This window comes from Streptococcus mitis (assembly GCF_905187495.1).
Lineage (GTDB): Bacteria > Bacillota > Bacilli > Lactobacillales > Streptococcaceae > Streptococcus > Streptococcus mitis_CU.
This window is the reverse complement of the sequence record NZ_CAJJIB010000151.1, coordinates 382,067-399,558: the sequence shown is the minus strand read 5'-3', so window position 1 is coordinate 399,558 and position 17,492 is coordinate 382,067. Positions and strand designations below refer to the sequence as shown.

At 40.8% G+C, this 17,492-nt stretch carries 15 protein-coding genes; all 15 read left to right on the top strand.

Going from position 1 to position 17,492, the window contains the following annotated elements; translation table 11 throughout:
• Positions 1-78 precede the first annotated feature (78 nt).
• On the top strand, positions 79-1,362 hold the full coding sequence (aroA, locus tag JQ843_RS08115) for a 3-phosphoshikimate 1-carboxyvinyltransferase (RefSeq protein WP_203213363.1): 1,284 nt from the start codon (positions 79-81) through the stop codon (positions 1,360-1,362).
• Positions 1,355-1,831 (top strand): shikimate kinase, encoded by a 477-nt coding sequence (locus JQ843_RS08110; RefSeq protein WP_049542912.1) that lies wholly within the window; start codon positions 1,355-1,357, stop codon positions 1,829-1,831. Before aroA ends, JQ843_RS08110 begins: the two co-directional genes overlap by 8 nt.
• Positions 1,828-2,676 (top strand): prephenate dehydratase, encoded by an 849-nt coding sequence (pheA, locus tag JQ843_RS08105; protein WP_203213362.1) that lies wholly within the window; start codon positions 1,828-1,830, stop codon positions 2,674-2,676. The genes JQ843_RS08110 and pheA overlap by 4 nt, the downstream gene beginning before the upstream one ends.
• Positions 2,673-3,983, top strand: a complete 1,311-nt coding sequence (locus JQ843_RS08100; RefSeq protein WP_024057048.1) for an LCP family protein — start codon at positions 2,673-2,675, stop codon at positions 3,981-3,983. The genes pheA and JQ843_RS08100 overlap by 4 nt, the downstream gene beginning before the upstream one ends.
• A gap of 125 nt (positions 3,984-4,108) precedes the next feature.
• Positions 4,109-4,954 (top strand): LicD family protein, encoded by an 846-nt coding sequence (locus tag JQ843_RS08095; RefSeq protein ID WP_203213361.1) that lies wholly within the window; start codon positions 4,109-4,111, stop codon positions 4,952-4,954.
• Positions 4,944-6,047 carry a glycosyltransferase gene (locus JQ843_RS08090; protein ID WP_203213360.1) on the top strand — a complete coding sequence of 368 codons (1,104 nt, stop codon included), beginning with the start codon at positions 4,944-4,946 and terminating at the stop codon, positions 6,045-6,047. Before JQ843_RS08095 ends, JQ843_RS08090 begins: the two co-directional genes overlap by 11 nt.
• Position 6,048: 1 nt before the next feature.
• Positions 6,049-7,035, top strand: coding sequence for a glycosyltransferase family 2 protein (locus tag JQ843_RS08085; RefSeq protein ID WP_203213359.1), 987 nt, complete (start codon positions 6,049-6,051; stop codon positions 7,033-7,035).
• A 15-nt stretch (positions 7,036-7,050) separates the two neighbouring features.
• Complete coding sequence (locus tag JQ843_RS08080) at positions 7,051-8,520, top strand: O-antigen polysaccharide polymerase Wzy family protein (RefSeq protein WP_203213358.1); 1,470 nt, start codon at positions 7,051-7,053, stop codon at positions 8,518-8,520.
• On the top strand, positions 8,513-9,547 hold the full coding sequence (gene tarQ, locus JQ843_RS08075; RefSeq protein WP_203213357.1) for a teichoic acid biosynthesis protein TarQ: 1,035 nt from the start codon (positions 8,513-8,515) through the stop codon (positions 9,545-9,547). Before JQ843_RS08080 ends, tarQ begins: the two co-directional genes overlap by 8 nt.
• 200 nt (positions 9,548-9,747) lie before the next feature.
• The gene (gene mecA, locus JQ843_RS08070; RefSeq protein ID WP_000782684.1) at positions 9,748-10,485 is read left to right on the top strand and encodes an adaptor protein MecA; all 738 of its coding nucleotides are present in this window, start codon (positions 9,748-9,750) and stop codon (positions 10,483-10,485) included.
• Positions 10,486-10,636: 151 nt separating this feature from the next.
• Positions 10,637-11,923 carry a homoserine dehydrogenase gene (locus JQ843_RS08065; protein WP_203213356.1) on the top strand — a complete coding sequence of 429 codons (1,287 nt, stop codon included), beginning with the start codon at positions 10,637-10,639 and terminating at the stop codon, positions 11,921-11,923.
• A 1-nt stretch (position 11,924) separates the two neighbouring features.
• Positions 11,925-12,794, top strand: coding sequence for a homoserine kinase (gene thrB, locus JQ843_RS08060; RefSeq protein WP_000692425.1), 870 nt, complete (start codon positions 11,925-11,927; stop codon positions 12,792-12,794).
• Between the two features lie 212 nt (positions 12,795-13,006).
• Positions 13,007-13,945, top strand: a complete 939-nt coding sequence (msrB, locus tag JQ843_RS08055; RefSeq protein WP_000818182.1) for a peptide-methionine (R)-S-oxide reductase MsrB — start codon at positions 13,007-13,009, stop codon at positions 13,943-13,945.
• A 60-nt stretch (positions 13,946-14,005) separates the two neighbouring features.
• Complete coding sequence (locus JQ843_RS08050; protein WP_203213355.1) at positions 14,006-15,730, top strand: ABC transporter ATP-binding protein; 1,725 nt, start codon at positions 14,006-14,008, stop codon at positions 15,728-15,730.
• A 1-nt stretch (position 15,731) separates the two neighbouring features.
• Positions 15,732-17,480: an ABC transporter ATP-binding protein gene (locus JQ843_RS08045; RefSeq protein ID WP_203213354.1), complete on the top strand. Its 1,749-nt coding sequence runs from the start codon at positions 15,732-15,734 to the stop codon at positions 17,478-17,480.
• Positions 17,481-17,492: the final 12 nt, after the last annotated feature.

Genomic DNA, 17,492 nt, shown 5'->3' with positions numbered 1-17,492 from the left:
ATAAAGTCAGGAATTTTTAAGGAATTTCTGGCTTTTTATGATAAAATAGGTAAAAGTATTGCAAGTATGAGGTCCAGTATGAAACTAAAAACAAACATTCGCCACTTACACGGCAGTATCCGAGTCCCAGGTGACAAGTCTATCAGTCACCGTTCCATTATCTTTGGAAGTTTGTCTGAGGGTGAGACCAAGGTTTATGATATTCTGCGAGGTGAAGACGTTCTTTCGACCATGCAGGTTTTTCGTGACCTTGGTGTTGAAATTAAGGACAAAGATGGGGTTATTACTATTCAAGGTGTAGGCATGGATGGCTTAAAACCTCCGCAAAATGCTCTTGATATGGGAAATTCTGGCACCTCGATTCGTCTGATTTCAGGTGTTCTTGCTGGTGCAGACTTTGAAGTAGGAATGTTTGGAGATGACAGTCTTTCCAAACGTCCTATGGATCGTGTGACCCTTCCACTGAAAAAAATGGGTGTTAACATTTCAGGGCAAACTGAGCGAGACCTGCCTCCCCTTCATTTAAAAGGGACGAAAAACCTAAGACCTATTCATTATGAGTTGCCAATTGCCTCTGCCCAGGTTAAGTCAGCCTTGATGTTTGCGGCCTTGCAGGCTCAGGGGGAGTCTGTTATTATCGAAAAAGAGTGCACTCGTAATCATACGGAAGATATGTTACAACAATTTGGTGGTCATTTAAGTGTGGAGGGCAAGAAAATCACAGTTCAAGGACCACAAAAATTGTCAGGACAAAAGGTGGTTGTTCCAGGAGATATTTCCAGTGCAGCCTTTTGGTTGGTCGCAGGTTTGATTGTTCCAAACTCTCGTGTGGTGCTTAAGAATGTGGGCATCAACGAAACGCGTACTGGTATTATTGATGTCATTCGTGCCATGGGTGGAAAACTAGAAATAACTGAAATTGCTCCAGTCGCTAAATCTGCTACCTTGACTGTTGAGTCTTCAGATCTCAAGGGAACAGAGATTGGTGGCGCTTTGATTCCACGCTTGATTGATGAATTGCCAGTTATCGCTCTACTTGCGACCCAAGCCCAAGGTGTAACAGTTATTAAGGATGCTGAGGAACTCAAGGTCAAGGAAACAGATCGCATTCAGGTTGTGGCAGACGCCTTAAATAGCATGGGTGCGCATATCACACCTACAGCAGATGGAATGATTATCAAAGGAAAATCAGCACTTCACGGTGCTAGAGTCAATACTTTTGGAGACCATCGTATCGGCATGATGACAGCTATCGCGGCCCTCTTGGTTGCTGATGGAGTAGTGGAGCTTGATCGTGCAGAAGCCATCAATACCAGCTATCCTAGCTTCTTTGATGATTTGGAGAACTTGATTCATGGCTAAGGTATTACTCGGATTTATGGGGGCTGGCAAATCGACTATTGCAAGAGGTTTGAACCCAGACTACATCGATATGGATGCCTTAATCGAGGAATGTTTGGGCATGTCCATTGCTGATTTTTTCGCTGAAAAGGGAGAAGCGGCCTTTCGTCAGGTAGAATCAGAAGTCCTAGCTGATTTACTACAAAGAGACCAAGTTGTGTCAACTGGTGGAGGAGTGGTCGTTTCTCAGCGAAATCGTGACTTACTAAAGACAAATTCTGATAATATCTACCTGAAAGCTGATTTTGAAACCCTCTACCAACGAATATCAACTGATAAGGACAATCAGCGTCCGCTTTTTCTAAATAATAGCAAGGAAGAATTAGCAGCTATTTTCCAAGAAAGACAGGCTTGGTATGAGGAAGTGGCTAGTCGGATTTTGGATGTGACCGAGCTAAGCCCAGATGAAATTATAGAGGAACTGAGATGAAAATTGCTTATCTAGGTCCCAAGGGATCATTTTCACACCACGTTGTGCAGACAGCTTTTCCTCATGAGGAATTGCAGGCCTTTGCTAATATTACAGATGTCATCAAGGCCTATGAGCAAGGTTTGGTGGACTATTCTGTGGTGCCAGTTGAAAATTCTATCGAGGGTAGTGTTCATGAAACCTTGGACTACCTTTTTCATCAGGCTCGCATTCAAGCAGTGTCAGAAATCGTTCAGCCTATTCATCAGCAGTTGATGGTGGTTCCAGGCCATACTAAGATTGAAAAGATTTTTTCACATCCTCAGGCTTTGGCTCAAGGAAAGAAATTCATCGATGAACAATATCCAGAGGCTCAAATCGAGGTAACAGCTAGTACAGCTTATGCGGCCTGTTTTATTTCCGAACATCCAGACCAGCCTTATGCAGCCATTGCTCCTAGAAGTTCTGCTGAAGAATATGGTTTAGAACTGATTGCTGAGGATATTCAGGAAATGGAAGCCAATTTCACACGTTTCTGGGTTTTGGGAGCTGAAATGCCTTTTATTCCCTTGAAATCACAAACTGAGAAAATGAGTTTGGCCTTGACCTTACCGGACAATCTTCCAGGTGCCCTTTATAAGGCCCTGTCGACCTTTGCTTGGAGAGGAATTGACCTGACAAAAATTGAAAGTCGTCCACTCAAGACAGCACTGGGAGAATACTTTTTCATTATTGATGTGGATTATGCCGATAAGGATTTGGTTAACTTTGCCCAAAAAGAATTAGAAGCGATTGGAATCCAGTATAAAGTACTGGGAGCCTATCCTATTTATCCAATATCAGACCACGGAAAGGAGAGAAGATGAGTAAAGAAAATCCCTTAAGTCATCATGAGCAGTTACGTTATGACTATCTCTTTAAGAACATTCATTACCTCAATGAGCGAGAGAAAAAAGAGTTTGCTTACTTGCAAGGTAAGTTAAATATGGCTAGTGGTAGTGAAGCTTCACCAGAAATTCATAGTGAAAATCATGATATGGAAGAGTCTTTCATGGAACCAATCAATCAATCTCCTCTTCCATCCTATGGTAACCGTAGTCGTGCAAAAAAATACCAGAAAAGCCATTCTCTTCCAAAGGTTAAGTCCAAGAAACGTAAGATTCGTTGGGGGCGCATTTTTGCAGGATTGCTTGCTCTTCTAGCCTGTGTTGGTTTTGGTATGATTTTTATGTTCCTAAAAGGTTATTCAAATGCGGATCCAACCAAACCTGCCAATGCTAAGGCAGCTCAAGTAGAAGTTTTTCATGGTCAAGATACCAAGGATGGGGTCAATATTTTGATTATGGGAACGGATGGACGGATTGGCCAAAATAGTGCTGAGACGAGAACGGACTCGATTATGGTTCTAAACGTTGGTGGCTCAGATAAAAAAATCAAACTGGCCAGCTTTATGCGTGACAATTTGGTTTATATAGACGGATACAGTCAAGTCATTAATGGTAGAAAGCAGTCCGATAATAAGTTGAATGTGGCCTATGAGTTAGGGGAACAAGAGGGGCAAAAAGGGGCAGAAATGGTTCGAAAAGTCCTAAAAGACAATTTTGACTTGGACATTAAGTACTACGCTTTGGTAGACTTCCAGGCCTTCGCAACTGCTATTGACACCCTATTTCCTGACGGTGTAACGATTGATGCCAAATTCTCAACCTTAGAAGGTCAACCTTTAACCGAAGCTACAGTCGGAGATGATTTACATGCTACGGAAACAGAGTCACCAACCCAGACTATTAAAGTTGGGAAACAGCAGATGAACGGTTCAACCTTGCTCAATTATGCACGTTTCCGTGATGATGATGAAGGTGATTACGGTCGTACCAAGAGACAACAGCAAGTGCTGACAGCTGTTCTGCAGCAACTCAAGGATCCAACCAAACTCTTTACTGGATCAGAAGCACTTGGTAAGGTCTTTGGGATGACCTCTACGAATGTTCCGTATAGTTTCCTACTGACCAATGGTTTATCCTTCCTAGATGGAGCGCAAAATGGCATTGAAAGATTAACAGTTCCAGAACTAGGTGATTGGGTCGATGCCTATGATGTCTATGGAGGACAGGCACTCTTAGTAGACCAAAATAAATATCAAACCAAGCTCGCTCAAATGGGAATGAGATAAGATAAGACAGAAAAATCAAAGTTTGAAGGCTATGTATCCAGCAGTCAAGCTTTGATTTTTTACAGTCTGCAATAGATTTTCATCCCTTATTTGTGGTATAATGGAACGATACGATAGAAAGAATAATGAACAATATGACTGATTTAAAAGCTATTCAGGCTCGAAGTCTGGAGATGGCTGAATATTTTGTGGCTTTTTGCAAGGAACATGATTTGCTTTGTTATCTCTGTGGAGGAGGTGCTATTGGTGCCCTTCGAAACAAGGGTTTTATTCCTTGGGATGATGATCTAGATTTTTTTATGCCCCGTAAGGATTATGAAAAATTGGCAGAATTATGGCCTCGTTATGCAGATGAGCGTTATTTCTTGTCGAAGAGTAACAAGGATTTTGTCGACCGCAATCTTTTTATTACCATTCGTGACAAGGAAACGACCTGTATCAAACCTTATCAGCAGGATTTAGAATTGCCACATGGTCTGGCCTTGGATGTTTTGCCTTTGGATTATTATCCTAAAAATCCAGCTGAGCGGAAAAAACAGGTTCGTTGGGCCTTGATTTATTCTCTTTTTTGTGCGCAAACTATTCCAGAAAAGCATGGAGCTCTCATGAAATGGGGAAGTCGCATTTTACTCGGTTTGACGCCAAAATCACTCCGTTATCGCATTTGGAAAAAAGCTGAAAAAGAAATGACCAAGTACAGTCTAGCTGAGAGCGATGGAATCACGGAATTATGCTCGGGTCCTGGTTACATGAGAAACAAGTACCTAATCGAATCTTTTGAGGATAATCTTTTCTTGCCATTTGAAGAGACAGAGATGCCCGTTCCAGTTGGCTATGATGCCTATCTCAGCACTGCTTTTGGAGATTATATGACACCTCCACCAGCAGACAAGCAAGTACCACATCATGATGCTGTCATCGCTGATATGGATAAGTCTTATATAGAATACAAGGGAGAATATGGTGGCTAAGAAAAAAATATTATTTTTTATGTGGTCTTTTTCTCTCGGGGGTGGCGCGGAAAAGATTCTATCGACAATTGTTTCAAATCTGGACCCAGAAAAGTATGATATTGATATTCTTGAAATGGAGCACTTTGACAAAGGATACGAATCAGTTCCCAAACATGTAGGCATTTTAAAATCCCTTCAGGATTATCGCCAAGCCAGATGGATACGAGCTCTTTTGTGGAGAATGAGAATTTATTTTCCAAGACTGACACGTCGCTTGCTTGTAAGAGATGACTATGATGTTGAAGTTTCTTTTACTATTATGAATCCTCCGCTTCTGTTCTCTAAAAGAAAAGAAGTCAAGAAAATCTCTTGGATTCATGGAAGTATCGAAGAATTTCTTAAGGATAGCTCTAAAAGAGAATCACATAGACGCCAGTTGGATGCTGCGGATACCATTGTAGGAATTTCGAATAAAACCAGCAATTCTATCAAGGAAGTCTATCCAGATTATGCTTCCAAATTACAGACGGTCTACAATGGATATGATTTTAAGACTATTTTAGAAAAATCTCAAGAGAAGATCGATATCGAGATTGTGCCTCAAAGTATCTGTACTATCGGACGGATTGAGGAAAATAAGGGTTCTGATCGTGTGGTGGAAGTGATACGATTATTACACCAAGAGGGAAAAAACTATCATCTCTATTTTATCGGGGCTGGGGATATGGAAGAGGAACTGAAAAAACGCGTCAAAGAGTATGAGCTTGAAGACTATGTACATTTTCTTGGTTATCAAAAAAATCCTTATCAGTATTTATCTCAGATGAAGGTTCTCTTGTCTATGTCTAAACAAGAAGGTTTTCCTGGAGTGTATGTGGAAGCCTTGAGTCTGGGACTTCCTTTTGTCTCTACGGATGTCGGAGGGGCTGAGGAACTATCACAAGAAGGACGATTTGGACAAATCATTGAGAGCAATCAAGAGGCAGCTCAGGCAATTACGAACTACATGACCTCTGCCTCAAACTTTGATGTCAATGAGGCTAGCCAATTCATTCAACAATTTACAATTGCCAAACAAATCGAACAAGTAGAAAAACTATTAGAGGAGTAGCATGGAAACTGCATTAATTAGTGTCATTGTGCCAGTCTATAATGTGGCGCAGTACCTAGAAAAATCGATAGCTTCCATTCAGAAGCAGACCTATCAAAATCTGGAAATTATTCTTGTTGATGATGGTGCAACAGATGAGAGTGGTCACTTGTGTGATTCAATCGCTGAACAAGATGATAGGGTGTCAGTGCTTCATAAACAGAATGAAGGTTTGTCGCAAGCACGAAATGATGGAATGAAGCTGGCTCACGGAGACTATCTGATTTTTATTGACTCAGATGATTATATCTATCCAGAAATGATTCAGAGCTTATATGAGCAATTAATTCAAGAAGATGCGGATGTTTCGAGCTGTGGTGTCATGAATGTCTATGCTAATGATGAAAGCCCACAGTCAGCCAATCAGGATGAGTATTTTGTCTGTGATTCTCAAACATTTCTGAGGGAATACCTCATAGGTGAAAAAATACCTGGAACGATCTGCAATAAGCTAATCAAGAGAGAGATTGCAACTGCCCTATCCTTTCCAAAGGGATTGATTTATGAAGATGCTTATTATCATTTTGATTTGATCAAGTTGGCCAAGAAGTATGTGGTTAATACCAAACCCTATTATTACTATTTTCATAGAGGGGATAGTATTACGACTAAACCCTATGCAGAGAAGGATTTAGCCTATATTGATATCTACCAAAAGTTTTACAATGAAGTTGTGAAAAACTATCCTGACTTGAAAGAGGTTGCTTTTTTCAGATTGGCCTATGCCCACTTCTTTATTCTGGATAAGATGTTACTAGATGATCAGTATAAACAATTTGAAGCCTATTCTCAGATTCATCGTTTTTTAAAAGTCCATGCCTTTGCTATTGCTAGGAATCCAATTTTCCGTAAGGGGAGAAGAATTAGTGCTTTGGCTCTATTCATAAATATTTCCTTATACCGATTCTTATTACTGAAAAATATTGAAAAATCTAAAAAATTACATTAGAACGGGGGTGAGCAAGTGATTGATGGAAAACGATTATTATTTAGTTTGACCATAGTCAGTTATGCCTTGACGCTAGTAAGTGGAATTGTGTATCTGTTTAATAATAACAATGTTAGCTTGCTTTCTACTTTATTGTTCTTACTGGTTAGTAGCTTAATTGCTTGTTGGAATGATATCAAGTATTACTTAATCCATTTTATTTTCTTTTTAACTATTTTTGTATTTCTGGTATCAAGGCCGACTATTGATTACTTTAGGGATGGTGCTTTGGATACCTATCATCCCATAGCCTATCGCTTTGCCTTTATAGTTGTCATGGTTTCGATATTGGGATTGACCACAGGGGGGCTCCTAGCTCGCTATTTTATAGCTAGAAAGCAAATAAAAGTACCCAAGATAGGAAGTTCTCTAAAAGATGTTTACATCAAGCGGTTGCGCTTTGTATCGCTAGGAGTTTTTCTTCTAACCTATCCTTTCTATTTCATTCGGTTATTTGAACGGCTCCTGTATCGCTTGCAGACTTCCTACTATGCCTACTATGCAAACTTTGAAAGTAAACTACCTTATTTTACCTATATCTTATCAACATTTACGGTCTATGCAATGTGTATGTATTTGGCAACCAAGCCAAAGAAATTGCAGGCAACAGCAGTGCTTGTCTCCTTTATTGCAGCTAATACTATTCATTTGGCAATTGGGACACGCAATCCCTTTATTTTAAGTATTTTATTTGCTTTCGTTTATTACTTTATGCGGGAACAAACTGAACAGGGAAAATGGATTGGATTTAAAGAAAAGTTAGCGATTTTTGTAGGTTCTCCTATTCTCATGTTAGCGATGGGAATACTCAATTATGTACGGGATAATGTCCAGGTTTCCCATACAGGTTTCTGGGATATCCTGCTTGACTTTATCTATAAACAAGGAACCAGTTTTGGTGTTTTGGCTCGAGGCTTTCTATTTAACAGTAGCCTCCCTTACCGAGATTTACGCAATTTTACTTTTGGTCCTGTTATTGATTATTTTGCAAGGGGAAGTTTAGGAGCCATTTTCGGAGGAAAAGCCTTTGAACATACAACCAATAGTGTGGAACTAGCTATTGATAGTAATAGTTATGCCCATAATCTATCCTATCTTGTCTTGAACAAGGAATACTTGAAAGGACATGGTATCGGAAGTAGCTATATCATGGAGTTGTATACCGACTATGGTATGATAGGAGTTTTTCTACTTAGTCTCTTGCTAGGTATGTTATTTATAGCCATGCTGCAAGTAGCCTATCGTTCAAGAACAATCCTATTTGCCTTGTCCCTACTCATCTTGAATAATTTATTCTTTATGCCAAGAAGTAGCTTTTCAGAAAGTTTCTTCAATTTATTTACAATGCAATTCTGGGGAATTGTTCTTGTGATTATATTCGTAGCGAAAATGCTTACAAAAGAGAACCAGTATCTACTAAACAAAGGAGAAAAAAATCATGTTTGAACATTATTCAGTAGCTGATTTGTTTGCAAATCTATACAAAAAACGAAAAGCAAATATTCTAGCTCTCATCGCTTTATTTGCTCTCATTGCTGTACCATTTACAATTAAAGCAGTTAAGAATAAAAATACTGTCAAAGACACAACAAGTTATTCAACTTATATCAGCTATAAAATCACCCCTCCAGAAGATTCAGCTAAAACGATTTTGAATCATCAAATTGGTGGTTATAGTGATTTCTACGGGAAATTGATTGATGGGAATTTGAATGGAGCTTATCTTTTCAATGATGTAGAGCCGAGTGAGTTGAAAAAAATTGCCAGTGAATTGGATACGACAGAGACAACCTTGAAAAATTCTACAAGTGACTATTGGTGGAAAAAATTGACCGTCTACTATATGATTGACGATGCAGGGGTTGGTGTGAAAATTTTGACACCAAGTAAAGATGCCAACGACTTGTTAGAGAAAAAAATTGATGCGCTGGTTGATAAATTTAAAAATACCTATGCAAACGTGAAAATTGAAAAATTGGAAACCATTAACTCTAAAGAATTGAACGCAAACGGTGAGACAGCGCTTGGATTAAACGTCAAGAATCTGATTCTTCGTCTAGCTGTTATTGGAGTAGTTTGTGTGATTTTGGTTGTGATGGGAAATGTATTGGTTTATCTCTTTAATCCAACAATCAATAGAGCAGGTGATTTTTCTCAGTATCAAATTGATTTTGTAACAGAGATTACAACAATTGCTAATCTAGCAGATATTCTATCATACAAAAATGCTGGACAAGAATTGACTATCGTTAGCTCAAACAAAGCTATTCTAGATAAATTGAAACAAAATCAAGAGTCTTTAAAAGGAATGCATTTTGTCGATTTACAAGATGTGCCATCTCTTTTAGAAAGAGATACAGTCCTTCTTGTTGAAGAGTACGGAGTGACTCGTTATAAGAAATTTGAGCAAAGTCTTCAAATTCTTCGAAACTTAAATCGTTCTATCCTCGGTGTAGCAACCTTTAAACTATAAGCTTTCTGATGTATTAGGTCTTCAAAGTTGGCTAAGAGCTGATTTTGAAGGCTTTTTCTATTTGTTAGCAGAAATTTTCTTTTAGAGTCTGCTACAGAAGTTACCCTAGGGAAAATCTATCCCGACAGAGGAGCCTTCTTTTGATAAAATCGTAAAAATCTAGTATAATAGATAGAACTGAAAGTATGAGGTTACTAGCAATGAAAATGAAACAAATCAGTGATACAACTTTAAAAATCACGATGTCTTTAGAGGATTTGATGGATCGAGGAATGGAGATTGCTGACTTTCTCGTTCCACAAGAAAAAACAGAAGAGTTCTTTTATGCCATCTTGGATGAGTTAGAGATGCCTGATAGCTTTTTGGATACAGGTATGTTGAGCTTCCGTGTGACTCCAAAACCGGATAAGGTAGATGTCTTTGTGACCAAGTCCAAGATTGACCAAAATCTAGATTTTGAAGACTTATCGGATTTGCCAGACATGGAAGAATTGGCTCAAATGTCGCCAGATGAATTTATCAAAACCCTGGAAAAAAGTATCGCGGACAAAACTAAGGATGATATCGAAGCCATTCAATCTCTAGAGCAAGTCGAAGCCAAGGAAGAAGAGCAGGAACAGGCTGAACAAGAAGTTGAGAGCAAGAAAGAGCCTTACATCTACTACATCCTTTCTTTTGCTAAGTTAGCTGATTTGGTGGCTTTTGCCAAGACAGTGACATTTGAGATGGAAACTTCTGAACTCTACAAGATGAATGAGCGCTATTATTTGACCATTTTAGTGGATATTGAAAATCATCCAAGTCCATATCCAGCGTGGCTTTTGGCCCGTATGCGCGAGTTTGCAGACGATAGTGACATCAGTCGTTCAGTCTTGCAAGAGTATGGCCAAGTCTTGATGAATCACGATGCTGTGCTCAATCTGCAAAAAATCGGATAATCATTTCTGGAAAGCTATTTCTAGATTATAAGAAGAGCGAATCGTTTGATTCGTTTTTTCTTTTCTATACTGAAATAGTGAATTACTATGATAGGAATTTTCACAAAATTCTGTTATAATGGCTATAATAGAAAATTTCGAGGAGACAAACATGACAGTTAAAATTGCTTTACTAGGATTTGGTACCGTTGCAAGTGGTGTGCCTTTCCTCCTAAAGGAAAATGGAGAAAAAATCAATCAATCAGCACATTCAGATATTGAAGTTGCTAAGGTATTGGTCAAGGACGAAGATGAAAAGAACCGCTTGCTTGCAGCAGGGAATGACTTTAACTTTGTAACCAATGTGGATGACATTTTGTCAGATCAAGATATTACGATTGTAGTGGAATTGATGGGGCGTATCGAACCAGCTAAAACCTTTATCACTCGTGCCTTGGAAGCTGGAAAACACGTTGTTACTGCTAACAAGGACCTTTTGGCTGTCCATGGTGCAGAATTGTTAGAAATCGCTAAAGCTAACAAGGTAGCACTTTACTATGAAGCAGCAGTAGCTGGTGGGATTCCAATTCTTCGTACTTTGGCAAATTCCTTGGCTTCTGATAAAATTACGCGTGTGCTTGGAGTAGTCAACGGAACGTCCAACTTCATGATGACCAAGATGGTCGAAGAAGGCTGGTCTTACGATGATGCTCTTGCGGAAGCACAAAGACTAGGTTTTGCAGAAAGTGACCCTACAAATGACGTAGATGGGATTGATGCAGCCTACAAGATGGTGATTTTGAGCCAATTTGCCTTTGGCATGAAGGTTGCCTTTGATGATGTAGCCCACAAGGGAATCCGCAACATCACACCAGAAGATGTAGCTGTGGCTCAAGACCTTGGCTATGTAGTGAAATTGGTTGGTTCAATCGAGGAAACTCCTTCAGGAATCGCTGCAGAAGTGACTCCAACCTTCCTTCCTAAAGCGCATCCACTTGCCAGTGTGAATGGCGTAATGAACGCTGTCTTTGTAGAATCTATCGGTATTGGTGAGTCTATGTACTACGGACCAGGTGCTGGTCAAAAACCAACTGCAACAAGTGTTGTGGCGGATATTGTCCGTATCGTTCGTCGCTTGAATGATGGTACCATTGGCAAAGATTTCAACGAATACAGCCGTGACTTGGTATTGGCAAACCCTGAAGACGTTAAAGCAAATTACTACTTCTCAATCTTGGCTCCAGACTCAAAAGGTCAGGTCTTGAAATTGGCTGAAATCTTCAACGCTCAAGATATTTCCTTCAAGCAAATCCTCCAAGATGGCAAAGAAGGTGATAAGGCGCGTGTTGTGATCATCACACACAAGATTAATAAAGCCCAGCTTGAAAATGTCTCAGCTGAATTGAAGAAGGTTTCAGAATTCGACCTCTTGAATACCTTCAAGGTGCTAGGAGAATAAGATGAAGATTATTGTACCTGCAACCAGTGCCAATATCGGGCCAGGTTTTGACTCGGTCGGTGTAGCTGTAACCAAGTATCTTCAAATAGAGGTCTGTGAAGAACGGGATGAGTGGCTGATTGAACACCAGATTGGCAAATGGATTCCACATGACGAGCGTAATCTCTTGCTCAAAATCGCCTTGCAAATTGTACCAGATTTGAAACCTAGACGCCTGAAAATGACCAGTGATGTTCCCTTGGCGCGTGGTTTGGGTTCTTCTAGCTCGGTTATTGTTGCTGGGATTGAACTAGCCAACCAACTGGGTCAGCTCAACTTGTCTGATCATGAAAAATTACAGTTAGCAACCAAGATTGAAGGACATCCAGACAATGTGGCTCCAGCCATTTATGGTAATCTCGTTATTGCAAGCTCTGTTGAAGGGCAAGTTTCTGCTATCGTAGCAGACTTTCCAGAGTGTGATTTCCTAGCCTACATTCCCAACTATGAATTGCGTACTCGAGACAGCCGTGGTGTCTTGCCTAAAAAATTGTCTTACAAGGAAGCTGTTGCAGCTAGTTCTATCGCCAATGTGGCGGTTGCGGCCTTGTTGGCAGGAGACATGGCGACTGCTGGGCAAGCAATCGAGGGAGACCTCTTCCACGAGCGCTATCGTCAGGACTTGGTGAGAGAATTTGCGACGATTAAGCAAGTAGCCAAAGAAAATGGTGCCTATGCAACCTACCTCTCTGGTGCTGGGCCGACAGTTATGGTCTTGGCTTCTCATGACAAGATGCCAACGATTAAGGCAGAATTGGAAAAGCAACCCTTCAAAGGAAAACTGCATGACTTGAAGGTTGATACCCAAGGTGTTCGTGTCGAAGCAAAATAAAGAATAGAAGATAGGATGGGGAAACTCTCGACCAGAGGGCTTCCTATCCTTTTTTTGAAAAGAAGTTTATACTCAATGAAAATCAAAGAACAAACTAGGAAGCTATCCGTAGGATACTCAAACACTGTTTTGAGGTTGCAGATGGAAGCTGACGTGGTTTGAAGAGATTTTCGAAGAGTATTAGTTAAAGACTTGATAAAGGAGAAATAAAGATGGCAGAAATTTATCTAGCAGGTGGTTGTTTTTGGGGTCTAGAGGAGTATTTTTCACGCATTTCTGGAGTGCTAGCAACCAGTGTTGGCTATGCTAATGGACAAGTCGAAACGACCAATTACCAGCTGCTCAAGGAAACAGACCATGCAGAAACAGTTCAAGTGATTTACGATGAGAAAGCAGTGTCACTCAGAGAGATTTTGCTTTATTATTTCCGTGTCATCGACCCTTTATCTATCAATCAACAAGGGAATGACCGTGGTCGCCAATATCGGACCGGAATTTATTACCAAGATGAAGCTGATTTGCCAGCTATCTACACAGTGGTGCAGGAGCAGGAGCGCATGCTTGGGCGAAAGATTGCAGTAGAGGTGGAGAAACTACGTCATTACATTCTGGCTGAAGATTACCACCAAGACTATCTTAAGAAGAATCCTTCAGGTTACTGTCATATCGATGTGACCGATGCTGAGAAGCCATTGATTGATGCAGCAAACTATGAAAAGCCTAGCCAAGAGGTTTTAAAGGAAAGCTTATCAGAAGAATCCTATCGTGTTACCCAAGAAGCTGCTACAGAGACTCCATTTACCAATGCCTATGCCCAAACCTTTGAAGAAGGGATTTATGTAGATATTACAACGGGTGAGCCACTCTTTTTTGCCAAGGATAAGTTTGCCTCAGGTTGTGGTTGGCCAAGTTTCAGCCGTCCGATTTCCAAAGAGTTGATTCACTATTACAAGGACATGAGTCATGGAATGGAGCGAATCGAGGTTCGTTCTCGGTCAGGAAATGCTCACTTGGGTCATGTTTTCACAGATGGTCCTCAGGAGTTAGGTGGCCTGCGTTACTGTATTAATTCTGCATCCTTGCGTTTTGTATCCAAGGATGAGATGGAAGAGGAAGGATATGGCTATCTACTACCTTACTTAAACAAATAAATCAGAGATGGTGGGTGCTTCCCACTTTCTTCATTTCTAGAAAACGAATAGAAGGGATTTATGAAACACTTACTATCTTACTTTAAACCCTATATCAAAGAATCAATTTTGGCTCCCTTGTTCAAGCTGCTAGAAGCTGTTTTTGAACTCTTGGTTCCCATGGTGATTGCTGGGATTGTTGACCAATCCTTGCCCCAAAGAAATCAAGGTCATCTATGGATGCAGATTGGCCTGCTCCTTAGCTTTGCAGTAATTGGTGTTGTAGTGGCCTTAATAGCCCAGTTTTACTCAGCTAATGCAGCGGTAGGTTTTGCCAAGGAATTGACAAACGATCTTTATCGTCATATTTTGTCTTTACCTAAGGACAGCAGAGACCGTTTGACAACTTCTAGCTTGATCACTCGCTTGACTTCGGACACTTACCAGATTCAGACTGGTATCAATCAATTCCTGCGTCTCTTTTTGCGAGCGCCTATTATCGTTTTTGGTGCCATTTTTATGGCTTATCGCATCTCAGCTGAGCTGACTTTCTGGTTCTTGGTCATGGTTGTCATTTTGACCATTGTTATTGTAGTGCTTTCTAAACTGGTTAATCCTCTCTACAGTAGTCTCAGAAAGAAAACAGATCAACTAGTTCAAGAAACGCGCCAGCAATTACAAGGGATGCGGGTTATTCGGGCTTTTGGACAAGAAAGACGAGAGTTACAGATTTTTCAGACCCTTAACCAAGTTTATGCCAGATTGCAAGAAAAAACAGGTTTCTGGTCTAGCTTATTAACACCTCTGACCTATCTGATTGTAAATGGAACTCTCCTTATTATTATCTGGAAGGGATATGTTTCTATTCAAGGAGGATTGCTCAGTCAAGGTACTCTCATTGCCCTTATCAACTATCTCTTACAGATTTTGGTGGAATTGGTTAAGCTAGCTATGCTGATAAATTCTCTCAATCAGTCCTATATCTCTGCCAAGCGAATCGAGGAAGTTTTTGCTGAGGCTCCAGAAGATATTTATTTAGAATTAGAGAAAAAGCAAGTTACCAGCAATCAGATTTTACAAGTCCAAGAATTGACCTTTACCTATCCTGATGCGGCCCAGCCTTCTCTGAGAGACATTTCCTTTGATATGCAGCAAGGGCAAATCCTTGGTATCATCGGAGGGACGGGTTCTGGTAAATCAAGCTTGGTGCAAGTCTTACTTGGACTTTATCCAGCAGACAAGGGGAGCATTGACCTTTATCGAGATGGATCTAGTCCTAGTAATTTAGAGGAGTGGCGGTCTTGGATTGCCTATGTGCCCCAAAAAGTCGAACTCTTTAAAGGAACCATTCGTTCCAACTTGACTCTAGGTTTACATCAAGAAGTAAGAGACCAAGAACTCTGGCAGGCCTTGGAAATTGCGCAAGCAAAGGATTTTGTCAGTGAAAAGGAAGGACTCTTGGATGCCATAGTTGAGGCAGGAGGGCGAAATTTCTCGGGCGGTCAAAAACAAAGGCTGTCCATCGCACGAGCAGTTTTGCGCCAGACTCCGTTTCTCATCCTAGATGATGCGACCTCAGCACTGGACACTATTACTGAGTCTAAGCTCTTGAAAGCTATCCGAGAAAACCTGCCAAATACAAGTTTAATCTTGATTTCTCAACGGACTTCGACGCTTCAGATGGCAGACAAGATTCTCCTCTTGGAAAAAGGGGAGCTCCTAGCTATCGGCAAGCACGAGGACTTGATGAAATCCAGTCAAGTCTATCGAGAAATCAATGCATCCCAACATGGAAAGGAGGACTAGCATGAGACGACAAACTGCAAATCAAACATTCACACGTTTGGCCAAAGATTTAGCAAGTCATCCCTTCCTTCTTTTTCTAGCCTTTCTAGGAACTATTGCCCAGGTTGGTTTATCGATTTACCTACCAATCTTAATCGGACAGGTCATCGACCAAGTCCTAGTGACGGGCTCTTCACCAGTTTTTTGGCAGATTTTTCTCCAAATGATCTTGGTGGTCATAGGAAATACCCTTGTACAGTGGGTCAATCCTCTTCTCTATAATCGCCTAATCTTCTCTTATACCAGAGACTTGCGAGAGCGAATCATACATAAGCTTCATCGGTTACCGATTGCTTTTGTGGATCGTCAAGGAAGTGGAGAGATGGTCAGTCGTGTGACCACAGACATCGAGCAGTTAGCAGCTGGTTTGACCATGATATTTAACCAATTTTTTATTGGTGTCTTGATGATTTTAGTCAGCATTCTAGCCATGATTCAAATTCATCTCCTCATGACTCTTTTGGTCTTGCTGTTGACGCCACTGTCTATGGTAATTTCACGCTTTATTGCCAAGAGATCTTATCATCTCTTCCAAAAGCAAACAGAGACTAGGGGAATTCAGACTCAGTTGATTGAAGAATCGTTGAGCCAGCAGACCATTATCCAGTCCTTCAATGCTCAGGAAGAGCTTATCCAAAGGTTGCACGAGGCTAATGCCAATTACGCAGGTTATTCTCAGTCAGCCATCTTTTATTCTTCAACGGTCAATCCTTCGACTCGCTTTGTAAATGCGCTTATTTATGCCCTTCTAGCTGGAGTGGGAGCTTATCGTATCATGATAGGCTCTACCTTGACCATTGGGCGCTTAGTGACCTTTTTGAACTATGTTCAACAGTACACCAAGCCTTTTAATGATATTTCTTCAGTGCTAGCTGAGTTGCAAAGTGCCTTGGCTTGTGCAGAACGTGTTTATGGAGTCTTAGATAGTCCTGAGGTGGCTGAAACAGGTAAGGAAGAGTTGACTAGTGACCAAGTTAAGGGAGCTATTTCCTTTAAACATGTCTATTTTGGCTACCATCCTGAAAAGATTTTGATTAAGGATTTATCTATTGATATTCCAGCTGGTAGCAAGGTGGCTATTGTTGGTCCGACAGGTGCTGGAAAATCAACCCTTATCAATCTTCTCATGCGGTTTTATCCCATTAACTCTGGAGATATCTTGCTGGATGGGAAATCCATTTATGACTATAGTCGTGCCTCTTTACGCCAGCAGTTTGGAATGGTGCTCCAAGAAACCTGGCTCAAGCAAGGGACCATTCATGACAATATTTCCTTTGGAAATCCTAAAGCCAGTCGGGAGCAGGTGATTGCTGCTGCAAAAGCAGCCAATGCAGATTTTTTCATCCAACAGTTGCCACAGGGATACGATACCAAGTTGGAAAATGCAGGAGAATCTCTCTCTGTCGGTCAAGCCCAGCTTTTGACCATAGCCCGAGTCTTTCTAGCTATCCCTAAGATTCTTATCTTAGACGAAGCAACCTCTTCCATCGATACGCGGACAGAAGTGCTGGTTCAGGATGCCTTTGCTAAACTCATGAAGGGGCGTACAAGCTTTATCATTGCCCACCGCTTGTCAACCATTCAGGATGCGGATATGATTCTAGTCTTAGTGGATGGTGACATCGTGGAGCATGGCAATCATCAGGATCTCATGGCTAGAAAGGGTAAGTATTATCAAATGCAGCAAGCTGCAGCTTTTAGCTTTGAATAATCCTTTCTGCTT